The sequence below is a fragment of the Leucobacter sp. NPDC015123 genome (assembly GCF_043080205.1).
GTDB lineage: Bacteria > Actinomycetota > Actinomycetes > Actinomycetales > Microbacteriaceae > Leucobacter > Leucobacter aridicollis_A.
On sequence record NZ_JBIBVH010000006.1, the window covers coordinates 13,881 to 29,487 of the forward strand.

Genomic DNA, 15,607 nt, shown 5'->3' on the forward strand with positions numbered 1-15,607 from the left:
GTTCCCTACTGCAGCGCTTCGGTGATGTTGACGAGCGTCGTACGGTGGTCTCCGTGAGTCGAGAGGACAGGCACTCGCACCCCTGCCTCACGGTATTCTTCGAGCTTCTGCACGACCGTGTCCGTCGACCCGCAGGCAGTGACATTCTGCACGAGCTCGTTGGGGACGAGCTGCATCGCACGTCGGATATCCTCCTTCGTTGCAGGCCAACCAGCGATCTTTTGAATCTCTTCGACAAGCTCCGGTTCGACGCCCGAGTGCGCGGCAATGTGCGGCTGCTGCATCAGGTACAGGGTCAAGAAGGCTTTGCAGTGGTCGATCGCTTCCTGCGGGTCCTTATCGTTCACGCTGCACGCGATGATCTGTGTCAGATCGATCTCTGACTTACCGTCTGTTCGCTTCGCGAGGCCGGCATCAATCGCTTGCTTCGCACCTTCGAGGTATGAGGGGGGCAACAGGAAGTCCATGTGTACGCCGTCTGCGATCTCACCCGAAAGCTCAAGCATGCGCGGGCCGACGGCACCGACATAGATCGGCACCGGCACCTCAGTGTTCTCGCGATACATGCTGTCGAAGCGAACACCGTCGATCGTGTAGAACTCACCATTGAACGTCACAGTGTCGTTGTTGAAGAGCTGCTTGAGGATCGTAATGTATTCGCGCATCGAGGCGACAGGTTTGCGGATGGGCGCGCCAAGCTTCGTGGCGAGCGGTTCCCACCACGCACCAATGCCGAGAATCGCACGACCGGGTGCGACTTCGTCGAGCGTCTTGAATGTCACACCCATGAGCGCGACGTTACGACTCTTATTGTTGACAACGCCGGTACCGATGCGAATCTGCTTGGTCTGTGAAGCAACAATCGCGGCGGGCACAATGCCGTCGCGAGCCATTCGGCCCTCTGCAACCCAGAACGAGTCGAAACCCTTCTCATCGGTGTACTGCGCGACCTCGTATGTCTCGGGGAGCGTCATCCGGTCGCCGACATGGATTCCAATGGGAAACTTCATTGTGATGCCTTTCGTGGGGTGCTCTGCCAACCTGCGTTGGCGGCAGTAAGCGGTGGGTTAGAAAAGTTGGGCTGCGCCGCGAGAGAGGTAGCGGCCACGGGTTGTCCGGGCCACCTCCTGCAGCTCACGGTCAAGGATCAGCGTCCGCCCACGGCTCATGACCGTTACGGGAAGGCCGCTTACGCGCATACCCTCATAGAGGTTGTAGTCGGTTCGGGAATGTCCACCCGCAGCGGTGATCGTGTGGTCTGCCTCAGGGTCCCACACCACGATGTCCGCGTCTGCCCCGACGGAGATCGTTCCCTTGTTGGGGTACATTCCAAAGAGTTTGGCGGGTCGAGCAGCCGTGATCTCGACAAACCTGCAGAGGTCGAGCGCTCCGCCCACGACGCCGGCTTCCCAGGCGACCATCATGCGGTCTTCGAGTCCGGGCACCCCATTCGGAGTCTTCGGGAAATACCCTGGAGACCGAAGCTTCTGCGGAGGCAAGTCTTCGGGCTGCTCCATACAGAACGCAGCATGGTCCGTCGCGAGCGTCGAGAGTCCGTCTGCACCAAGGTATTTCCAGAGGGCGGCCTGATTTGCTCGTTCACGAATCGGTGGTGAGCAAATGTAGCCAGCGGCCCGCTCCCCCAGCTCTTGATAATCTTCCAGCGCGGTGACGAGATACTGCGGGCAAGTTTCACCCCAAACGGGCAGGCCCTCACTGCGCGCAGCTGCGATTTCGGCCGCAGCCTGCTCGCTCGAGACGTGAACAACGTACAGGGGCGTGCCCACTTCTGCAGCGAGCACAATCGCCCGGTGAACCGCCTCAGCCTCCTGGGAATGGCCGTGAGCATCGACGTGGTAAATCTCGGCAGTCTTCCCTTCATCCAGAAGCTGCTGAGCGGCCCGGTTCACCATGTGCCCGTTTTCAGCGTGCACCATCGGGAACGCACCGAGCTTGAGAGCGAGGTCCATTCCAGCGAGAAGTTCGTCGTCTTCAACCATCTGCGTACCCGGGTACGCCATAAAGAACTTCCAGCTCGACACGCCTTGCTCGGTGAAGAGCCGAACAAGATCGTCGTGGACATCCGGCTGCTGAACCAATGGCGGCACGATCGCATGCAGTCCAAAATCGACAACACTCTTGGATTCTGCGATCGAGCGCCGCTCAACAAAAGTGTCGAACAGCGAAGCGTCTGGGCGCTTCTTGACGAAGTCGATAAAGGTAGTAGTGCCACCGAACGCAGCGGCAACCGAGCCTGTTGCGAAGTCATCAGCCGTTCGCGTCGTAAAGCCGTCAATTGGATACTCAAGGTGAGTGTGAACGTCGATTCCACCAGGCAAAATGTACTTCCCGGTTGCGTCGATCGTCTCGTCAGCATCCCACGCTTGCTCAACCCCGATGCCAACGATCCGTTCGCCGCGCACCAGCACATCAGCACGGACGAAGCCTTCCGCGTTCACCACGGTGCCACCGGCGATGAGTGTAGTGTGCCCCGCGTTTGTCGCTGATTCCATCGTCATGATGCGGGGCCTCCCGCAGTGTCGTAGTGTACATCGGCGATGTCGAGCACCTCGTCGAGGATCTCGAGCGCCAAGTTAATCTCCTCGTCGTTGATCACGAGGGGCGGCGTAAGCCGAAGCACATTGAAGTTCGATGCCAGGTACAGCCCCTTCGCCATTGCAGCCTTGTTGATCTCCTGCATCGGCTTGGCGGCTTCCCCAACCGCGTTGAACGGCACGAGCGGCTCGCGGGTGTCACGGTTCCGAACCAGTTCGAGCCCATAGAACAGTCCACGCCCACGAATGTCACCAATAGACGGGTGGCGTTTCGCAAGTTCAGCGAGGCCGGCTCCAAGTCGCTCGCCCTGGCGCCGCGCGTTGTCGACAACCCCTTCTTCTTCCATGATCTCGAGCGACGCGACAGCTGAGGCGCACGCGAGAGGATGCCCCGCATAGGTGAGCCCTCCCCAGAATTTATTGTCCTGAAGCCAGTCAGAGATCTTCGACGAAACTGTCATCGCTCCGAGAGGGACATACCCTGAGTTGAGCCCCTTTGCGGTGATCAGAATGTCTGGGGTAACGCCCCAGTGGTCACAGGCGAACAGCTCACCCGTGCGACCGAAACCAGCCATCACTTCGTCGAAAATGAGGATGATGCCGTACTTGTTGCACACCTCACGAATCGATCTCAGGTAGTTCTCACCAGGGTAGATGAGGCCGTTAGTCCCAGTGACTGGTTCGAGAATGACGGCGGCAACCGAGTACGGGTCCTCGAACTGCAAAATCTCTTCCAGGTGCGGTCCACCAGAGCAGACAGGACACGGGGAGGGGTGGCCCGCCGGGCACCTGTAAGTGTAAGGATCAAGCATTCGGACCACGCCCGGCATCGAGGGCTCAGCGTGCCAACGACGCGGGTCCCCGGTCAAGGCGATCGCGCCCGCGGTCGCCCCGTGGTAGGAGCGATATCGCGCAACAATCTTGTTGCGCCCCGTGACATGGCGCGCGAGTCTGATGGCGTTCTCGTTCGCAGCGGCACCACCTGTGGTGAAGAAACTCATCTTCAGGTCACCTGGCGTAATCTCTGCGAGTTTCTGCGCCAGACGGGCTCGCTGTTCCTCGGCAAATCCCGGCCCGATGTAGCACATCGTGTCAGCCTGATCTTTGATCGCCTGCACAAGCTTGGGGTTCTGGTGTCCAAGATTGCTGTTCACCAGCTGCGACTGAAAGTCCAGGAAACGATTGCCATCGTAATCCCAGAACCAGGATCCCTCGGCGCCTTTGATGGGGCGGGCGTTGAGACCACCCTGCTTCGACCACGAGTGGATGACGAACTCACTGTCTGCCGCGACGAGCTCTTCTTTTGACCATGCGACTGCGTTCATAATTCTGACTCTTTTCGTCGGTGCCTTCGCCATTAGGCGATGCTCACGGGAGCCTCGGCCCCGAAGGTCGCAAGACGAGCAAGCGGTCGCCCCGAATTCGCTGCGATGCAGGCGACAACAATCTCGTCAGCACGCGGGGCATCTTCAATGCGGAAGGTGACCGTCTGATGATGCGAACGCGTCTTGGCGTCAGTCTTGTGCTTCAACGGAACGTCGATGGAAGCTCCCTGCAAGCCAATCTTTTCCGCTGCAGGCAACAGTTCCGTTCCGCCGGCTGCACGCCGGAATACGTTGCCAAACCGCAGGTTGTGGATCAACGCAGATCCGTGCTCGGTTTCGCCGTCGACGCCCACCAACGCTGCCTTACCAAAGGCCTCAACCTCATCGTCCAAGAGCCGAACACATTCGGGGCCAAGTAGTCCCCCGATCGCTTCCCCAAGCTCGTCAGCGAGCGTGACGACATCTTCAACGTAGCCCGCGCCATACGGGTTCGCAATGACAGCCGCGGCAACTGCAACACGGTGTGGTTTGGCGAGCTGCTGACCGTTCTCGCTGTGGATTTCCTCGACCAAACGAACGAGTTTGCGGATCTGTAGTGACATCATGTCCTCCCTGACATTAGCGACGTAAATACAGTGAACCATCGGTTCATAATTTTTGCAAGCTCATTTTTCTTAACCCCTTGAGCTCCGAGGAATCCACACTATCCACCACGGACGCCTTGCGCTATCCTTTAAATTCCTCAGACTATGAGGCACCAACGAACCCCCGCGACCCAGCGGCCAACTCAAGGCATTGGTTTTCAACGATGAAAATTAAAACGAACCGTCGGTTCAAATGTACGGTCTCACTTCTCACTGTCGGCGCTCTAGCGCTTCTCCCTGGGTGCTCATCACTCTCTCCGGAGGCCCCCGCACAGGTCACTCCAGGGCCAGCTTCCGCCATAGACAACTGCGGGTTCACTGTTGAACTCGACGTCCCGCCTGAGCGCGTGGTCACCGTGAAATCAACGCCGCTCGAACTGCTGCTGGCCCTCGGTCAGTCAAGCCGCATCGTTGGCTCTGCGATGCTTGATGGTCCCGTGCCGCAGGGCCTCGCACCAGCAGAGTGGGAACCGAATGTGCTGGCAGACCAGCTTCCCAGCCGTGAGGTACTCCTTGCCGCAGAGCCCGACTTTGTGTTCGCTGGCTGGGAGTCGAACCTCGGCCAGGACGGGCTGGGTACTCGAACGGAGCTCCTGGGTCTCGGCATCAACACCTACGTTGCTCCACCCGCCTGCGTGTTTGGCAGCGAGAACTCCGATCCGCTCGAGTTCGATGACGTATTCGACATGATCTCGGAGGTCGGGGCGATGTTCGATGCAAGCAACGAAGCAGAGTCAATCATCAGTGATCAGCGCAGCAGGCTGAAAGCTATTCCAAAGAACGACGGCGCACTATCCGCCCTCTGGTTTAGCTCTGGCGAGGACGTGCCGTTCGTCGGCGGTGGCACTGGAACTCCCAGCATGATCATGCGGGCAGCAGGTCTCACGAATGTTGCAGAGTCGGAAGCGCAAAGCTGGTTCAGCATGCCCTGGGAGAGCTTTGTCGCAAGCGATCCCGATGTCATCGTGCTGGTAGACGCGCCATGGAACTCCGCGGAGAAGAAGCGGGCGTTGCTCGAAGGTCACCCAGCAGCCAGCTCGATGCGCGCAGTGAAAGACGAGCGCTTTATCGTTGTCGACTTCGCAACCACGGAGGCCGGCGTGCGAAACATCGACGCCGTCGAGTCAATCGCAAACGCAGCGGCCTCACAGTGACAAGCGAGCAGGTGCGTCAACGCGGGCAGGCAGCTCCACCGCGGGCAACGTCCGCAAGGTCACGCTTCACCGTTGCCGCCGCCCTGTTGCTCGCAGCGCTCCTTGCCTCGCTCTTTCTTGCCGCTTCTGTCGGAGCAGTCCCTATCCCCTGGCAAACGCTTGCCTCGGCGCTGAGCACTGATCCCACCTCTTGGAGCACCCACGAAGTCATCCTGACGCAAGTCAGGCTTCCGCGCGTACTCACAGCGGCATGTGTTGGCGCGGGGCTCGCAGTCTCTGGTGTTGCATTACAAACGGTGCTTCGCAACCCGCTCGCTGAGCCCTACCTACTCGGCGTATCCTCGGGAGCCTCGCTTGGAGCGGTCTCAGTCATTTTGCTTGGGCTTACACTCGCGCTCCCATTTGCCGCCTTCGTGGGCGGAGCACTCGCGCTCGCCGCCACTCTCTTCCTCAGCGGTAGTCAACGCCGATCATCGTCGGAAAGAGTGATTCTTGCCGGAGTGGCCACCACGGCACTGTTCAGCGCATGCACTTCTTTCATCATTTTCCAATCCCCAGACAGCGACAGCTACCGCCAGGTACTGCACTGGCTACTCGGGTCACTTGGCGGCTCAAACTGGAGCACCGTTTTGATCGCGGCCGTCACGCTAGCAGTCTTCGGGTCGGCGTTGGCGACCTCATCCCGTTTGCTCGGAGTGTTCAAGCTCAGTGACAACGACATCGAGTCGCTAGGAATCAATGTGCGGGTCTCACGGGCGTGGGTTCTCTCCCTCGCGGCGCTTGTCGCGGCAGGAATGGTCTCGGTCTCTGGCGCGATCGGCTTTGTCGGCCTTATCGTTCCTCACCTTGCTCGACCGTTTGCCTCTGGGAGCGTCACGAGGCACCTCGTGGCCTCTGCGCTCATTGGCGCGCTGCTTCTCACGTGGGCTGACACGCTCTCACGCATCGCGGCGCAACCACAAGAGCTTCCGGTCGGGATCACCACTTCCGTGCTCGGCGCTATCGCGTTTGGAGTCATCATGTTTCGGCAGCAGAAAGGACACTCATGACCCTTCACACGCTCCCCTTCTCAGCAAGCCGCGGGCACGACTTTAAGCTCTCCGTTCCCGCACTCGATTTCCGCCCTGGCGAGATCTTTGGGCTCCTCGGCCCGAACGGCGCCGGGAAAAGCACACTGCTCCACAGCCTCGCAGGGCACCTTCCGGAGTCTCGTCGGGCCGTCTCGTGGGATGGTGTTTCTCGGGCCAAGCTCGGGCAACGCGAGTGGGCAAGGCGCGTTGCGTTCGTCGCGCAGGATTCCACTGCCCCTTCGGATCTTTCGATTCGGCAGTTCGTACAGCTTGGCCGCGTCCCGTTTACCGGCTGGCTCCGCACGACCACCCGAACGGACAGGTATGTCGTCGATCACGCGCTTGAACAATGCGGGCTCGACTCCATCCAGCACACATCGATCGACAGACTCTCCGGCGGCCAGCATCAACGGGCGAAGATTGCTCGTGCGCTCGCGCAGGAACCACGCGCCCTCCTCCTTGACGAGCCGACGAACCACCTCGACCTTGCAGCCATCCGCGACACAGTCGAGCTTCTTCGCACTCTTGCGAGCACCAGCGTTGCACTCATCGTCAGCCTGCACGACCTCGACCTTGCCTCGGTGTTCACCGACCGTGCCGCCATTGTGAACTGCGGCAGCGTTGTCGCGGCGGGGCCAACGGCAAGTGTGGTCACGCCCGCGATGATTCAAAATCATTGGGGCGTGGACATGATCCACACCAGTGACGGCAGTAGAAGCCGCTACCTCCTTCGACACGACTTCCCACCTCGCACTTCGCAGGCCACAGAGGCTGCACAACTCGCGGGGACCCGCGACGATCCACCGGCTGCCTTGCGGGCACCAATCGAACCCTTGGAGGCACTGACATGACCCGAAATATTACGTTCCTTAGCGGAGGCGTTGGGGGCGCCAGGTTCGCCAGAGCGCTCCATTCGTGGAATGAAGCTTCCGGTCGTCCGTTCAATTGCACGGCGATTGTGAATGTGGGCGACGATTTCACTCACATGGGCCTGCGCATCTCTCCCGACCTAGACTCGGTGGCATATCACCTTGCTGACATGGGAGACAAGGGGCGCGGGTGGGGAAGGGCCGACGATTCAACCCGAACCTTGACCGAGATATCACGCGTTCTTCCGGAGGAGGGCTGGTTCCAGCTCGGTGACTTAGATATCGCCCACAATCTCATGCGCACGCAGCTCCTCGAAAACGGCCATTCGCTCAGCGAGGCGACCCGCCTCCTAAATTCTCGCTACGGCGTCAGCTTCACAGTACTTCCAGCAACGGATGACCCCTCGCCAACAATCGTCGAGCACGCTGCTTCAGCTCCCATGGGGTTTCAAGAGTGGTGGGTGCGGAACCAGGCGAATCCCTCACCAACCGCGTTCGCATTTCCCCACGCTACGGATTCAAAGCCCGCGCCTGGCGTGCTCGAATCACTTGCCACTGCCGACATCATCGTGATCGCCCCCTCCAACCCAGTCGTCTCAATCGATCCGATTCTTGCAATACCCGGCATTCGCGCGGCTATCGCCGAGGCCGCGGCGCCGGTGATAGGACTCTCACCGGTTATCGGTGGCCGCCCGGTCCGGGGATGGCTCGACCGCTGCCTTGCCGTCGTTGGCGTCGAATGCGCCTCACCTGCAGTCGCGGCGCGGTACGGTGACCGCTCCACCGGCGGATTGCTCGACGCTTGGCTTGCAGACCCCCTTGACGAGAACCTGCCAAACACGTTTGCTGGGCTCATTACACATGTGCCGCTTCTCTTCAGCCAGGACGAAGCCGACAACCGCATCATTGACGCGCTCATGGAGTCCGTGACGACGCTCACAAACGCCTCCAAAAGTGGACTATCGGTTTGATATAGTGCGATTGTGACCTCAACAACGAGCCCCGACACCGCAGAAGACACAGGCAAAGGCCGCGACGGACTTCTCAATAGATCCATGCGCGTGCTCCGAGTAATCTCGACTTTTCCGCAAGGGATCGGGCTCAGCGAACTCACTCGCCTGTCAGGCGTGCCTAAGGCAACTTGCTTCCGCATCATCACCACGCTGGAAGAAGAAGGCATGTTGGTGACGGATGATGAAACGAAGAAGACGCGCATTTCGGTCGGCTCGCTATCAGTCATCGGCGGTCTACTCACGGAGACAGGCACGCTCCGGGCGATCCGCGAGATCTTGACCAATCTGTCGAACGCTTCAGGGGAGACGACAGGGTTCGACATGCTGCAGGACAACGACATCGTGGTCCTGCTGCAGAACGTGGGCCCCTCTCTTATTGGCCAGACCCTCAAGTCAACGCCGCGAGTGCAACCTCCGTGGCTCACCTCCACTGGCAAGTCTTTGTTGTCATATCGCGACCCCGAAGTAGTGCGCGAGCTTCTCGAACCGAGCTACCCGAAGGAGAATCCTTCGACGCTTGAGATGTTCATCGACACCCTCGAGCCAGCCCGTACCCACGGTTACTCCTGGCTTTATGGAGCCCTAGAACGAGACGCCGCCTCCGTAGCGGCACCCGTCCTCATTGGTGATTTGCCCCGTTTTGCGATTTGGATTGGTGGGCCCACCTACCGCATCACCCCGGACACGGTTCGCAGGCTGGGGCAGCTCGCAATTGAAGCTGCCGCCCAAACCGCCAAGCTCCTCACCGCTTCCGCGCAGCTCCAGCCCTCAACTCCCGCGGATGCTTTCACCAGCCAGCGGGTCATCTTCTAGCCCAAAGCTGGTGACGGCGAGTTCACGCCCTCGCCAATTCCCCAGCCCACCCCAGCCAAAGAGCAGGTTTCTCGCGAGAATGCCCGAAACCTACCGCTGGAAACGGGGTCTTGTGCAGGAACGCTACTCTTTCGCGGCGGCGAGGCGGAGTGCGGCGGCGAGGCGGGGTGCGGCGGCGAGGCGGGGCGGGCAGCACAGGGAGCAAGCACAACGCCCGCGCCCCGCCCCGATTAGATACGGTTGCCAGTTGCGGTGTCGAACACGTGCAGGTGCGCGGGGTTCGGTACGAGGGTGACGGTCTCGCCTGCCTGCGGGTGATTGCGGCCGTCAACTCGAGCGACGATCTGGGTGCCCTCTCCCCCGGTCGTGTGACCGTAGAGGTAGCCGTCAGCGCCAAGCTCTTCGACGAGATCGATCTGCACCGTGAGGCCAGCCTCGCCAGGTGCCGCAAGCACGAGGTCTTCAGGGCGGATGCCGACTGTGACAGCGTTCGACGTCGCGCCGCCAGCGGGCACCGGCACCGTGAGCGAGCCGAAGACTGCACCCTCGGCGGTGAGCGTCGTCGGGAAGAGGTTCATCGCGGGCGAGCCGATGAAGCCCGCAACGAAGACGTTGACTGGAGTTTCGTAGAGCTCACTCGGGGTGCCGACCTGCTGCAGCAGGCCGTCCTTGAGCACGGCGATACGGTCACCCATGGTGAGCGCCTCGGTCTGGTCGTGGGTCACGTAGACGGTGGTGACCCCAAGGCGACGCTGAAGCGATGCAATCTGGGTACGGGTCTGCACGCGGAGCTTTGCGTCGAGGTTCGACAGCGGCTCGTCCATGAGGAACACGCGGGGCTGGCGCACGATCGCGCGGCCCATCGCGACGCGCTGGCGCTGGCCACCGGAGAGCGCCTTCGGCTTGCGGTCGAGGTAGTCTTCGAGGTCGAGGAGCTTCGCAGCCTCGAGCACACGCTCGGCCCGCTCCTCCTTCGAGACGCCAGCAATCTTCAGGGCGAAGCCCATGTTGTCGGCGACTGTCATGTGCGGGTAGAGCGCGTAGTTCTGGAAGACCATCGCGATGTCGCGATCCTTCGGGGCGACGTCAGTGACGTCTGAATCACCGATGAGGATTCGGCCCTCGTTCACCTCTTCGAGGCCGGCGAGCATGCGCAGCGTTGTCGACTTGCCGCAGCCGGAGGGACCGACGAGCACGAGAAATTCGCCGTCTTCGATGTCGAGGCTGAGCTTGTCAACCGACGGGCGGTCTGTGCCCGGGTAGACGCGAGTAATGCCTTCAAACGTGACTGATGCCATTGTTTTCCTCCACCGGCAGGTACGTGCCGGACGATCCGTAGTGGAATGACGGCAGAATCCTCCGCCGCTGCCCATCATTGGGCAAGGACAGGCTAACACAGGCAAACGCCCGCCCCACCTGCATTTGGTGGGGCGGGCGTTTGGGCGCTGCACACTGCCGTGCGCGAGCCTTCAGCGGCTACTGCGCGGCGTGCTGCTTCCGGCGGGCGGCGACCAGCAGGCCACCGCCGAGCGCGAGGAGCAGCACCGTCGCGCCGCCGATCCAGCCGAGCTCCTGACCGGTGTTCGACAGGCCACCGCCCGTCGAACCGCCGCCAGCGCCTGACCCGGGGGTGCCTGGCTTCTCGCCGCCGGGACCACCGGTGCCAGGGGTCTCAGTACCCGGGTTCTCGGTGCCGGGCTCTTCCGTGCCGGGGTTCTCGGTGTCACCACCGGCGACCGCGATCGGGATCGAGACACGGGTCGCCCCGTCGCTCGTCGCGATCTCGATCGTCTGGTTCCCCTTCAGGCCGGCCGGAACAGCGAAGGTGAGCGTGGCGCTTCCAGCCTTGTCCCACGCGTCGGTGACCGTCGGGTCGACCGGCGCGGTCGCGACCTGCTTCCCGTCGATCTCAGCTGAGACAGACTCTGCCGGGACTTCGCCGCCCGAGAACGCGAGCGAGGTGAGCGAGACGGTGACCTCGTCGCCGGCGGTGTACTCGCCAGTGCCCAAGGCTGCAACGCTCACGCGCGCCGAGAGCTGCGCAGCGGCCGCTGGCGGCGGGCTCAACTGCACGCCGACCGCGCGCTTGCCGAGATCCGGCGTCGCCTCCTTGTTGATTGCGAACCACTCGACCATCGACTGCAGGTCGCTACGGCCAGTGTCCTTCACGTCGGTACCCTTGCGGAACGACACGAAGTTGTCACCGCCGCCCGCAAGGAACGCGTTCGCTGCGACCGTGTACGTCGCACCGAGGTCGAGCGGCCCACCGTCGAGCGTGATCGAGGTGACGTGCGCGCCGCGCTCGCCCTCCGGGTCGTACGTGTAGCTCAGCCCCTCGGAGAGTCCGAGCTTCAGGAACGGCCGCGCCGATCCCTCTGGCTGCCACTGCTCTTCGAGGATGTCTTTCACCTGCTGGCCCGTGAGCTTCAGCGTCACGAGCGTGTTCGCGAACGGTTGCACCGTCGCGGCCTCGCGGTACGTGACGTTGCCGTCTGGGTCGTTTTCACCTGTCGACGCGTAGCTCAGGTTCGCGCGGATCCCGCCCGGGTTCATGAGCGCGATGTCGGCGTCGGTCGACCACTTGTGCACGTCAGCGACAAAGTTGCCGATCGTCGACTCGCCACCGCGGTTCTCGGTCTTGCCGTCGCTCTGGCGCGCGCGGTTGAAGTCGGCAGTGATACTGCCGACCGAGACGCCGCCGAGCACGTCGGCCTCGGCCTTCGCAGCGTCGACGATCGCCTGCACCTCGGGGTCGGCCGCGTACTGCGGCTTCCCGTCGACGACGAGAGGCTTGATCTCGTTCGTGATCGAGATGAGCTCCTTCGACTCGCGGTCGACCTTGAGGTTCATGAGCCCAAGGTTCTCACCGTACTGGCCAGCCGAGACGACCGGGCGGCCATCAATGACGTGGTTGTAGGCAAGGTGGGTGTGCGCGGAGACGATCGCGTCGACGTCGTCGCCGACACCGTTCACGATCTTGCCGAGCTGCGACTCTGGCGTGATGCTCGCGAGGTCGGCGGTCGCGGCCCCCTCGTGTACGAGCAGGATCACGACATCGGCCTCACCGTTCGCGGCGTTGCCGTCGCGCAGCGCGGCAGCCGCCTGGTTCACGGAGTCTGCGACGCTGCGCACCTCGAGGTCTTTAATGCCCTCGGGCGACACGAGCGTGTCGAGATCCTCAGTGACGGCGCCGACGAAGCCAACGTTCACGCCGTCGACCTCCTTGACCCACGACGGCGCGAGCGCGGGCTCGCCCGTCTCGGTAACGAACACATTCGCAGAGATGTACTCCCAGTCGGCGCGATCCTGTACGCGACCCTTGAGGTCTTCCCAGCCCTCGTCGAACTCGTGGTTACCCGCGGCGCTCACGTCGAGCCCGGCGAGGTTGAGTGCGTCGATCGTCGGCTCGTCCTGCTGAATGAAGGACGTGAAGGTGGAGGCACCGATGAGGTCGCCTGCACCAGCGAAGATGAAGTTCGGGTTCTGCCGCTCGAACTCCTTGACGGCGCCTGCGATCACCGCGGCCCCAGCTGCCTTCCCGTCGGCCTCAATGCGGCCGTGGAAGTCGTTGATCGTTGCGATATCAATACTCACCGGCTGCGGCGTCGTGGTGATGCCCACGATGATCGGGTCGTGGTCGCTCGCGCGGTACGGCGTGCCTGCCTCGGCGGCGCCGAAGCCGTAGCCCCGGTCACCCCACTCGGCCGAGTTCGCCGCCCAGATCGCTGCCTCACCGAGCGAGTCGGAAAGTGATGGCGACGCCAAGACGTGATCGAGCGAACCGAGCTCGCCGTTGAATGAGTAGCTGTACTGGCCTGCGGCGAGCGCCGACACAGTATCAATCCACCCCTGCGAGGTGAACTCGAATACCGGGTCCTCCTGGCCGTAGGCGTTGAAGTCACCGACGAGCAGCATGTCTGCGCTGCCCGTCGACTTCTCGAGTTCCTTCGTGAACGCGAGGAGCGACTTCGCCTGCTTCACGCGGTCGGCGTTGAAGTGCCCCTGGCCGTCGGCGGGCTCGGGCTCCTTGCCCGACTTCGACTTGAAGTGGTTCGAGACGACTGTGACCGTGCGTCCGTCGAAGTCGAATGCCTGCGCGATGGGCTCTCGCGCATTGCCCCAGACGCTCTCATCGACGATCGTCTGAGCGTCGCCCTTCGGGGTGACCGCGTTCTTCTTGTAGATGATCGCGTTCGTGATGAAGTCGGTTGTGGCGGCGTTGTGCAGCGACTTCGGGGTCGGCACGTAGTCCCACGTCTTTTCGCCGGTTGCGGCGTTCAGCCCGTCGACGAGATCCTTCAGAGCGGTGTCGGCGGGCTCCCCGAACTTCACCGAATTCTCGATCTCCATGAGCCCGACGACGTCGGCGTCGAGGCTGTTGATCGCCGAGACGATCTTCGATTTCTGCGTCTCGAACTGCTTCGCCGTCGTCGCGCCACGCGCGTCCTTGTTTTCGCTCTTCAGTGTGGTGAAGTAGTTGTAGACGTTGAACGCTGCGACGCGCGCGTCGCCTGAGACCTTCGGCGCTTCGGGGCGCGTGTTCTTTGACTCAAACGTCACCTTCTGCGCCGCAGGCGAGGTGCTGTCGAGCGGGGTAACTGGCTGGAGCCGCCACTCGTCGAAGCCGTACTGCAGTACAAAGCTCAGGTCGCCGAACTCGACGGTGTCGCCGTTGCGCACGACAGTGTCGGCGGTGAAGTACGGCTGTTCTCCTGGGTGGGCGTTGTTCGTGGTCTGGATCGAGTAGCCGTCGTCGAGCAGGATCCGACTCGCGCGATTCGCCGCGGCGATCGCGTCGGCTTCAGCGCCTGGCCGCGAGGTCTCCGTGCTCTTCACCTGCATCTCGCCGGGGTTCAGCCAGAGCGTGCCGTAGTTGAAGAGCTGATGGCTCGACGCGACGAAGTAGTCTCCAGTCGGCCGGACGAGCATGTTCTCGTAGGCCTCGCGGTCTGCCCCGACCACTGTGGCGGGCAGCGGTGTGGGCTCGGGGAGCCCGGCGTCCTGCTGCTTGAGGGCGACTCCTGCCGAGTTTGCCGGCGCGATCTGAGTCTGCCCGTAGTACTCGCTGACTGCACCCGTGACCGAGACGAGGTCACCGATCTCGCCTGGCACGTCCTTGCCGCCCAGGTAGACGAAGATGCCGTCGGATGCGGTGCGCGGCTCGGTGGCCGCGCCGCCCGAGCCCGCGGTCTGGATCACGATGCCGGCGTAGCCGCCTGTGCGGTGGTCGGCGGTAATGACACCCTCGACGGTGACGGTCTGACCGACAAGCGGCGACGCGTCACCGGTGCCCTGCACCTCTGCGATCGTGCGAGTGGTGGTTCCCGGATCCGTGCCTGGGTCGGGGTCAGTTCCAGGGTCAGGGTCCGTGCCGGGATCAGGCGCGGTCGCCCCCGCCGCATTTGTCGGCGTGATGTCGCCTGAGAGGGAGAAGTCGGCGGCGTTGTTGTCGGTGTCGGCGGCGCCGCTGCGGTTGAGTGACTTCACGTCGGTGTTGCCTGAGGGCGCGGCGGCCGCAGCGCCCTCGAACGTGTTGGAGGTCCCGTAGCCGAGCAGGTCGATCACTCCCGCGGCCCCTGCCGCTTGCCCTGCGGGGATGGTGACTGGCGTAGTCCCCTCGACAAGGGCAATCGTGCCTGCGCTGCCGCTCGGGTTGAAGCTCGAGGACACGTCTGGTGCGGGAAGCTCGCCGCCTGCTTCGCCGTTCGAACCGCCGGCGACAAGGAAGTGCCCGCCCGCAGGGATCGTGCCGGTGAGTGGTGTGACGCCGCCGAACGCTGCCGTTCCACCCGCCGGTCGGTACTGTAGCGAGGTGCCGTCAAGGGTGATTGCCTCGCCGGTCGGGTTGAAGAGCTCCACGAATTTCTTCGTGAACGCCGCGTCGCGGCTTCCGCCCGACAGGTAGGCTTCGCTGATCACCACCCCTGAACCGTCTGGCGCGGCGAACGCGGGCGCGGTTCCCGTGATCCCCATTCCGAGCGCGATGGCTGCGGTGAGACCCAGCGCCGTCGCTCGTTCTCTCCGCCGGAAGAAAGCTTCTCCCGTTCGACTCTGTGAGTCTTGCTTCATGCGTACTGCACTCCTCGATTGTGTGTGGCGTGTGGCATTGGCAGGGCACACGTCAGTTACCCCTGACTGTGCCCTTCTCGCAGCCTAGGCAGCGC

At 62.5% G+C, this 15,607-nt stretch carries 11 protein-coding genes; 5 read left to right on the forward strand and 6 right to left on the reverse strand.

Annotated features, from left to right (window positions below; translation table 11 throughout):
- Positions 1-5: 5 nt before the first annotated feature.
- From ACF07D_RS12060 to ACF07D_RS12075, 4 genes are read right to left on the reverse strand one after another with little or no spacing between them, the layout of a single operon-like run.
- Complete coding sequence (locus ACF07D_RS12060) at positions 6-1,010, reverse strand: LLM class flavin-dependent oxidoreductase (protein WP_255808900.1); 1,005 nt, start codon at positions 1,008-1,010, stop codon at positions 6-8.
- A 57-nt stretch (positions 1,011-1,067) separates the two neighbouring features.
- Entirely contained in the window at positions 1,068-2,519 is a 1,452-nt protein-coding gene (gene hydA / locus ACF07D_RS12065; RefSeq protein ID WP_391505067.1) for a dihydropyrimidinase, read from the reverse strand.
- Entirely contained in the window at positions 2,516-3,880 is a 1,365-nt protein-coding gene (locus ACF07D_RS12070) for an aminotransferase class III-fold pyridoxal phosphate-dependent enzyme (RefSeq protein WP_255808897.1), read from the reverse strand. The genes hydA and ACF07D_RS12070 overlap by 4 nt, the downstream gene beginning before the upstream one ends.
- A 32-nt stretch (positions 3,881-3,912) precedes the next feature.
- Positions 3,913-4,482, reverse strand: a complete 570-nt coding sequence (locus ACF07D_RS12075) for an amino acid synthesis family protein (protein ID WP_391505068.1) — start codon at positions 4,480-4,482, stop codon at positions 3,913-3,915.
- Positions 4,483-4,871: 389 nt separating this feature from the next.
- Between ACF07D_RS12075 and ACF07D_RS12080 the strand changes: the two genes are divergently transcribed.
- The 5 genes from ACF07D_RS12080 to ACF07D_RS12100 are packed head-to-tail and all read left to right on the forward strand — an operon-like array spanning position 4,872 to position 9,443.
- A complete protein-coding gene (locus ACF07D_RS12080) occupies positions 4,872-5,678 on the forward strand; it encodes an ABC transporter substrate-binding protein (protein ID WP_391505069.1) in 807 nt (268 codons plus the stop codon).
- Positions 5,675-6,727, forward strand: coding sequence for a FecCD family ABC transporter permease (locus ACF07D_RS12085; protein WP_391505070.1), 1,053 nt, complete (start codon positions 5,675-5,677; stop codon positions 6,725-6,727). Before ACF07D_RS12080 ends, ACF07D_RS12085 begins: the two co-directional genes overlap by 4 nt.
- A complete protein-coding gene (locus ACF07D_RS12090) occupies positions 6,724-7,599 on the forward strand; it encodes an ABC transporter ATP-binding protein (protein WP_391505071.1) in 876 nt (291 codons plus the stop codon). The genes ACF07D_RS12085 and ACF07D_RS12090 overlap by 4 nt, the downstream gene beginning before the upstream one ends.
- Positions 7,596-8,588, forward strand: a complete 993-nt coding sequence (cofD, locus tag ACF07D_RS12095) for a 2-phospho-L-lactate transferase (protein WP_255808887.1) — start codon at positions 7,596-7,598, stop codon at positions 8,586-8,588. Before ACF07D_RS12090 ends, cofD begins: the two co-directional genes overlap by 4 nt.
- Positions 8,589-8,600: 12 nt before the next feature.
- Positions 8,601-9,443, forward strand: a complete 843-nt coding sequence (locus ACF07D_RS12100) for an IclR family transcriptional regulator (RefSeq protein ID WP_391505072.1) — start codon at positions 8,601-8,603, stop codon at positions 9,441-9,443.
- A 230-nt stretch (positions 9,444-9,673) separates the two neighbouring features.
- Here ACF07D_RS12100 and ACF07D_RS12105 read toward each other — a convergent pair whose 3' ends face one another.
- Positions 9,674-10,741, reverse strand: coding sequence for an ABC transporter ATP-binding protein (locus tag ACF07D_RS12105; RefSeq protein ID WP_119281666.1), 1,068 nt, complete (start codon positions 10,739-10,741; stop codon positions 9,674-9,676).
- A gap of 178 nt (positions 10,742-10,919) precedes the next feature.
- Positions 10,920-15,512: an ExeM/NucH family extracellular endonuclease gene (locus ACF07D_RS12110; protein ID WP_391505073.1), complete on the reverse strand. Its 4,593-nt coding sequence runs from the start codon at positions 15,510-15,512 to the stop codon at positions 10,920-10,922.
- Between the last annotated feature and the right edge of the window lie 95 nt (positions 15,513-15,607).

What these genes read in the sequence shown, in the direction of transcription:
- ACF07D_RS12060 (WP_255808900.1), bottom strand. Translation starts at nt 1,010, where the DNA reads ATGAAGTTTCCCATTGGAATCCATGTCGGCGACCGGATGACGCTCCCC.
- cofD (WP_255808887.1), top strand. Translation starts at nt 7,596, where the DNA reads ATGACCCGAAATATTACGTTCCTTAGCGGAGGCGTTGGGGGCGCCAGG.
- ACF07D_RS12105 (WP_119281666.1), bottom strand. Translation starts at nt 10,741, where the DNA reads ATGGCATCAGTCACGTTTGAAGGCATTACTCGCGTCTACCCGGGCACA.
- ACF07D_RS12070 (WP_255808897.1), bottom strand. Translation starts at nt 3,880, where the DNA reads ATGAACGCAGTCGCATGGTCAAAAGAAGAGCTCGTCGCGGCAGACAGT.
- ACF07D_RS12075 (WP_391505068.1), bottom strand. Translation starts at nt 4,482, where the DNA reads ATGTCACTACAGATCCGCAAACTCGTTCGTTTGGTCGAGGAAATCCAC.
- ACF07D_RS12090 (WP_391505071.1), top strand. Translation starts at nt 6,724, where the DNA reads ATGACCCTTCACACGCTCCCCTTCTCAGCAAGCCGCGGGCACGACTTT.
- ACF07D_RS12110 (WP_391505073.1), bottom strand. Translation starts at nt 15,512, where the DNA reads ATGAAGCAAGACTCACAGAGTCGAACGGGAGAAGCTTTCTTCCGGCGG.
- hydA (WP_391505067.1), bottom strand. Translation starts at nt 2,519, where the DNA reads ATGACGATGGAATCAGCGACAAACGCGGGGCACACTACACTCATCGCC.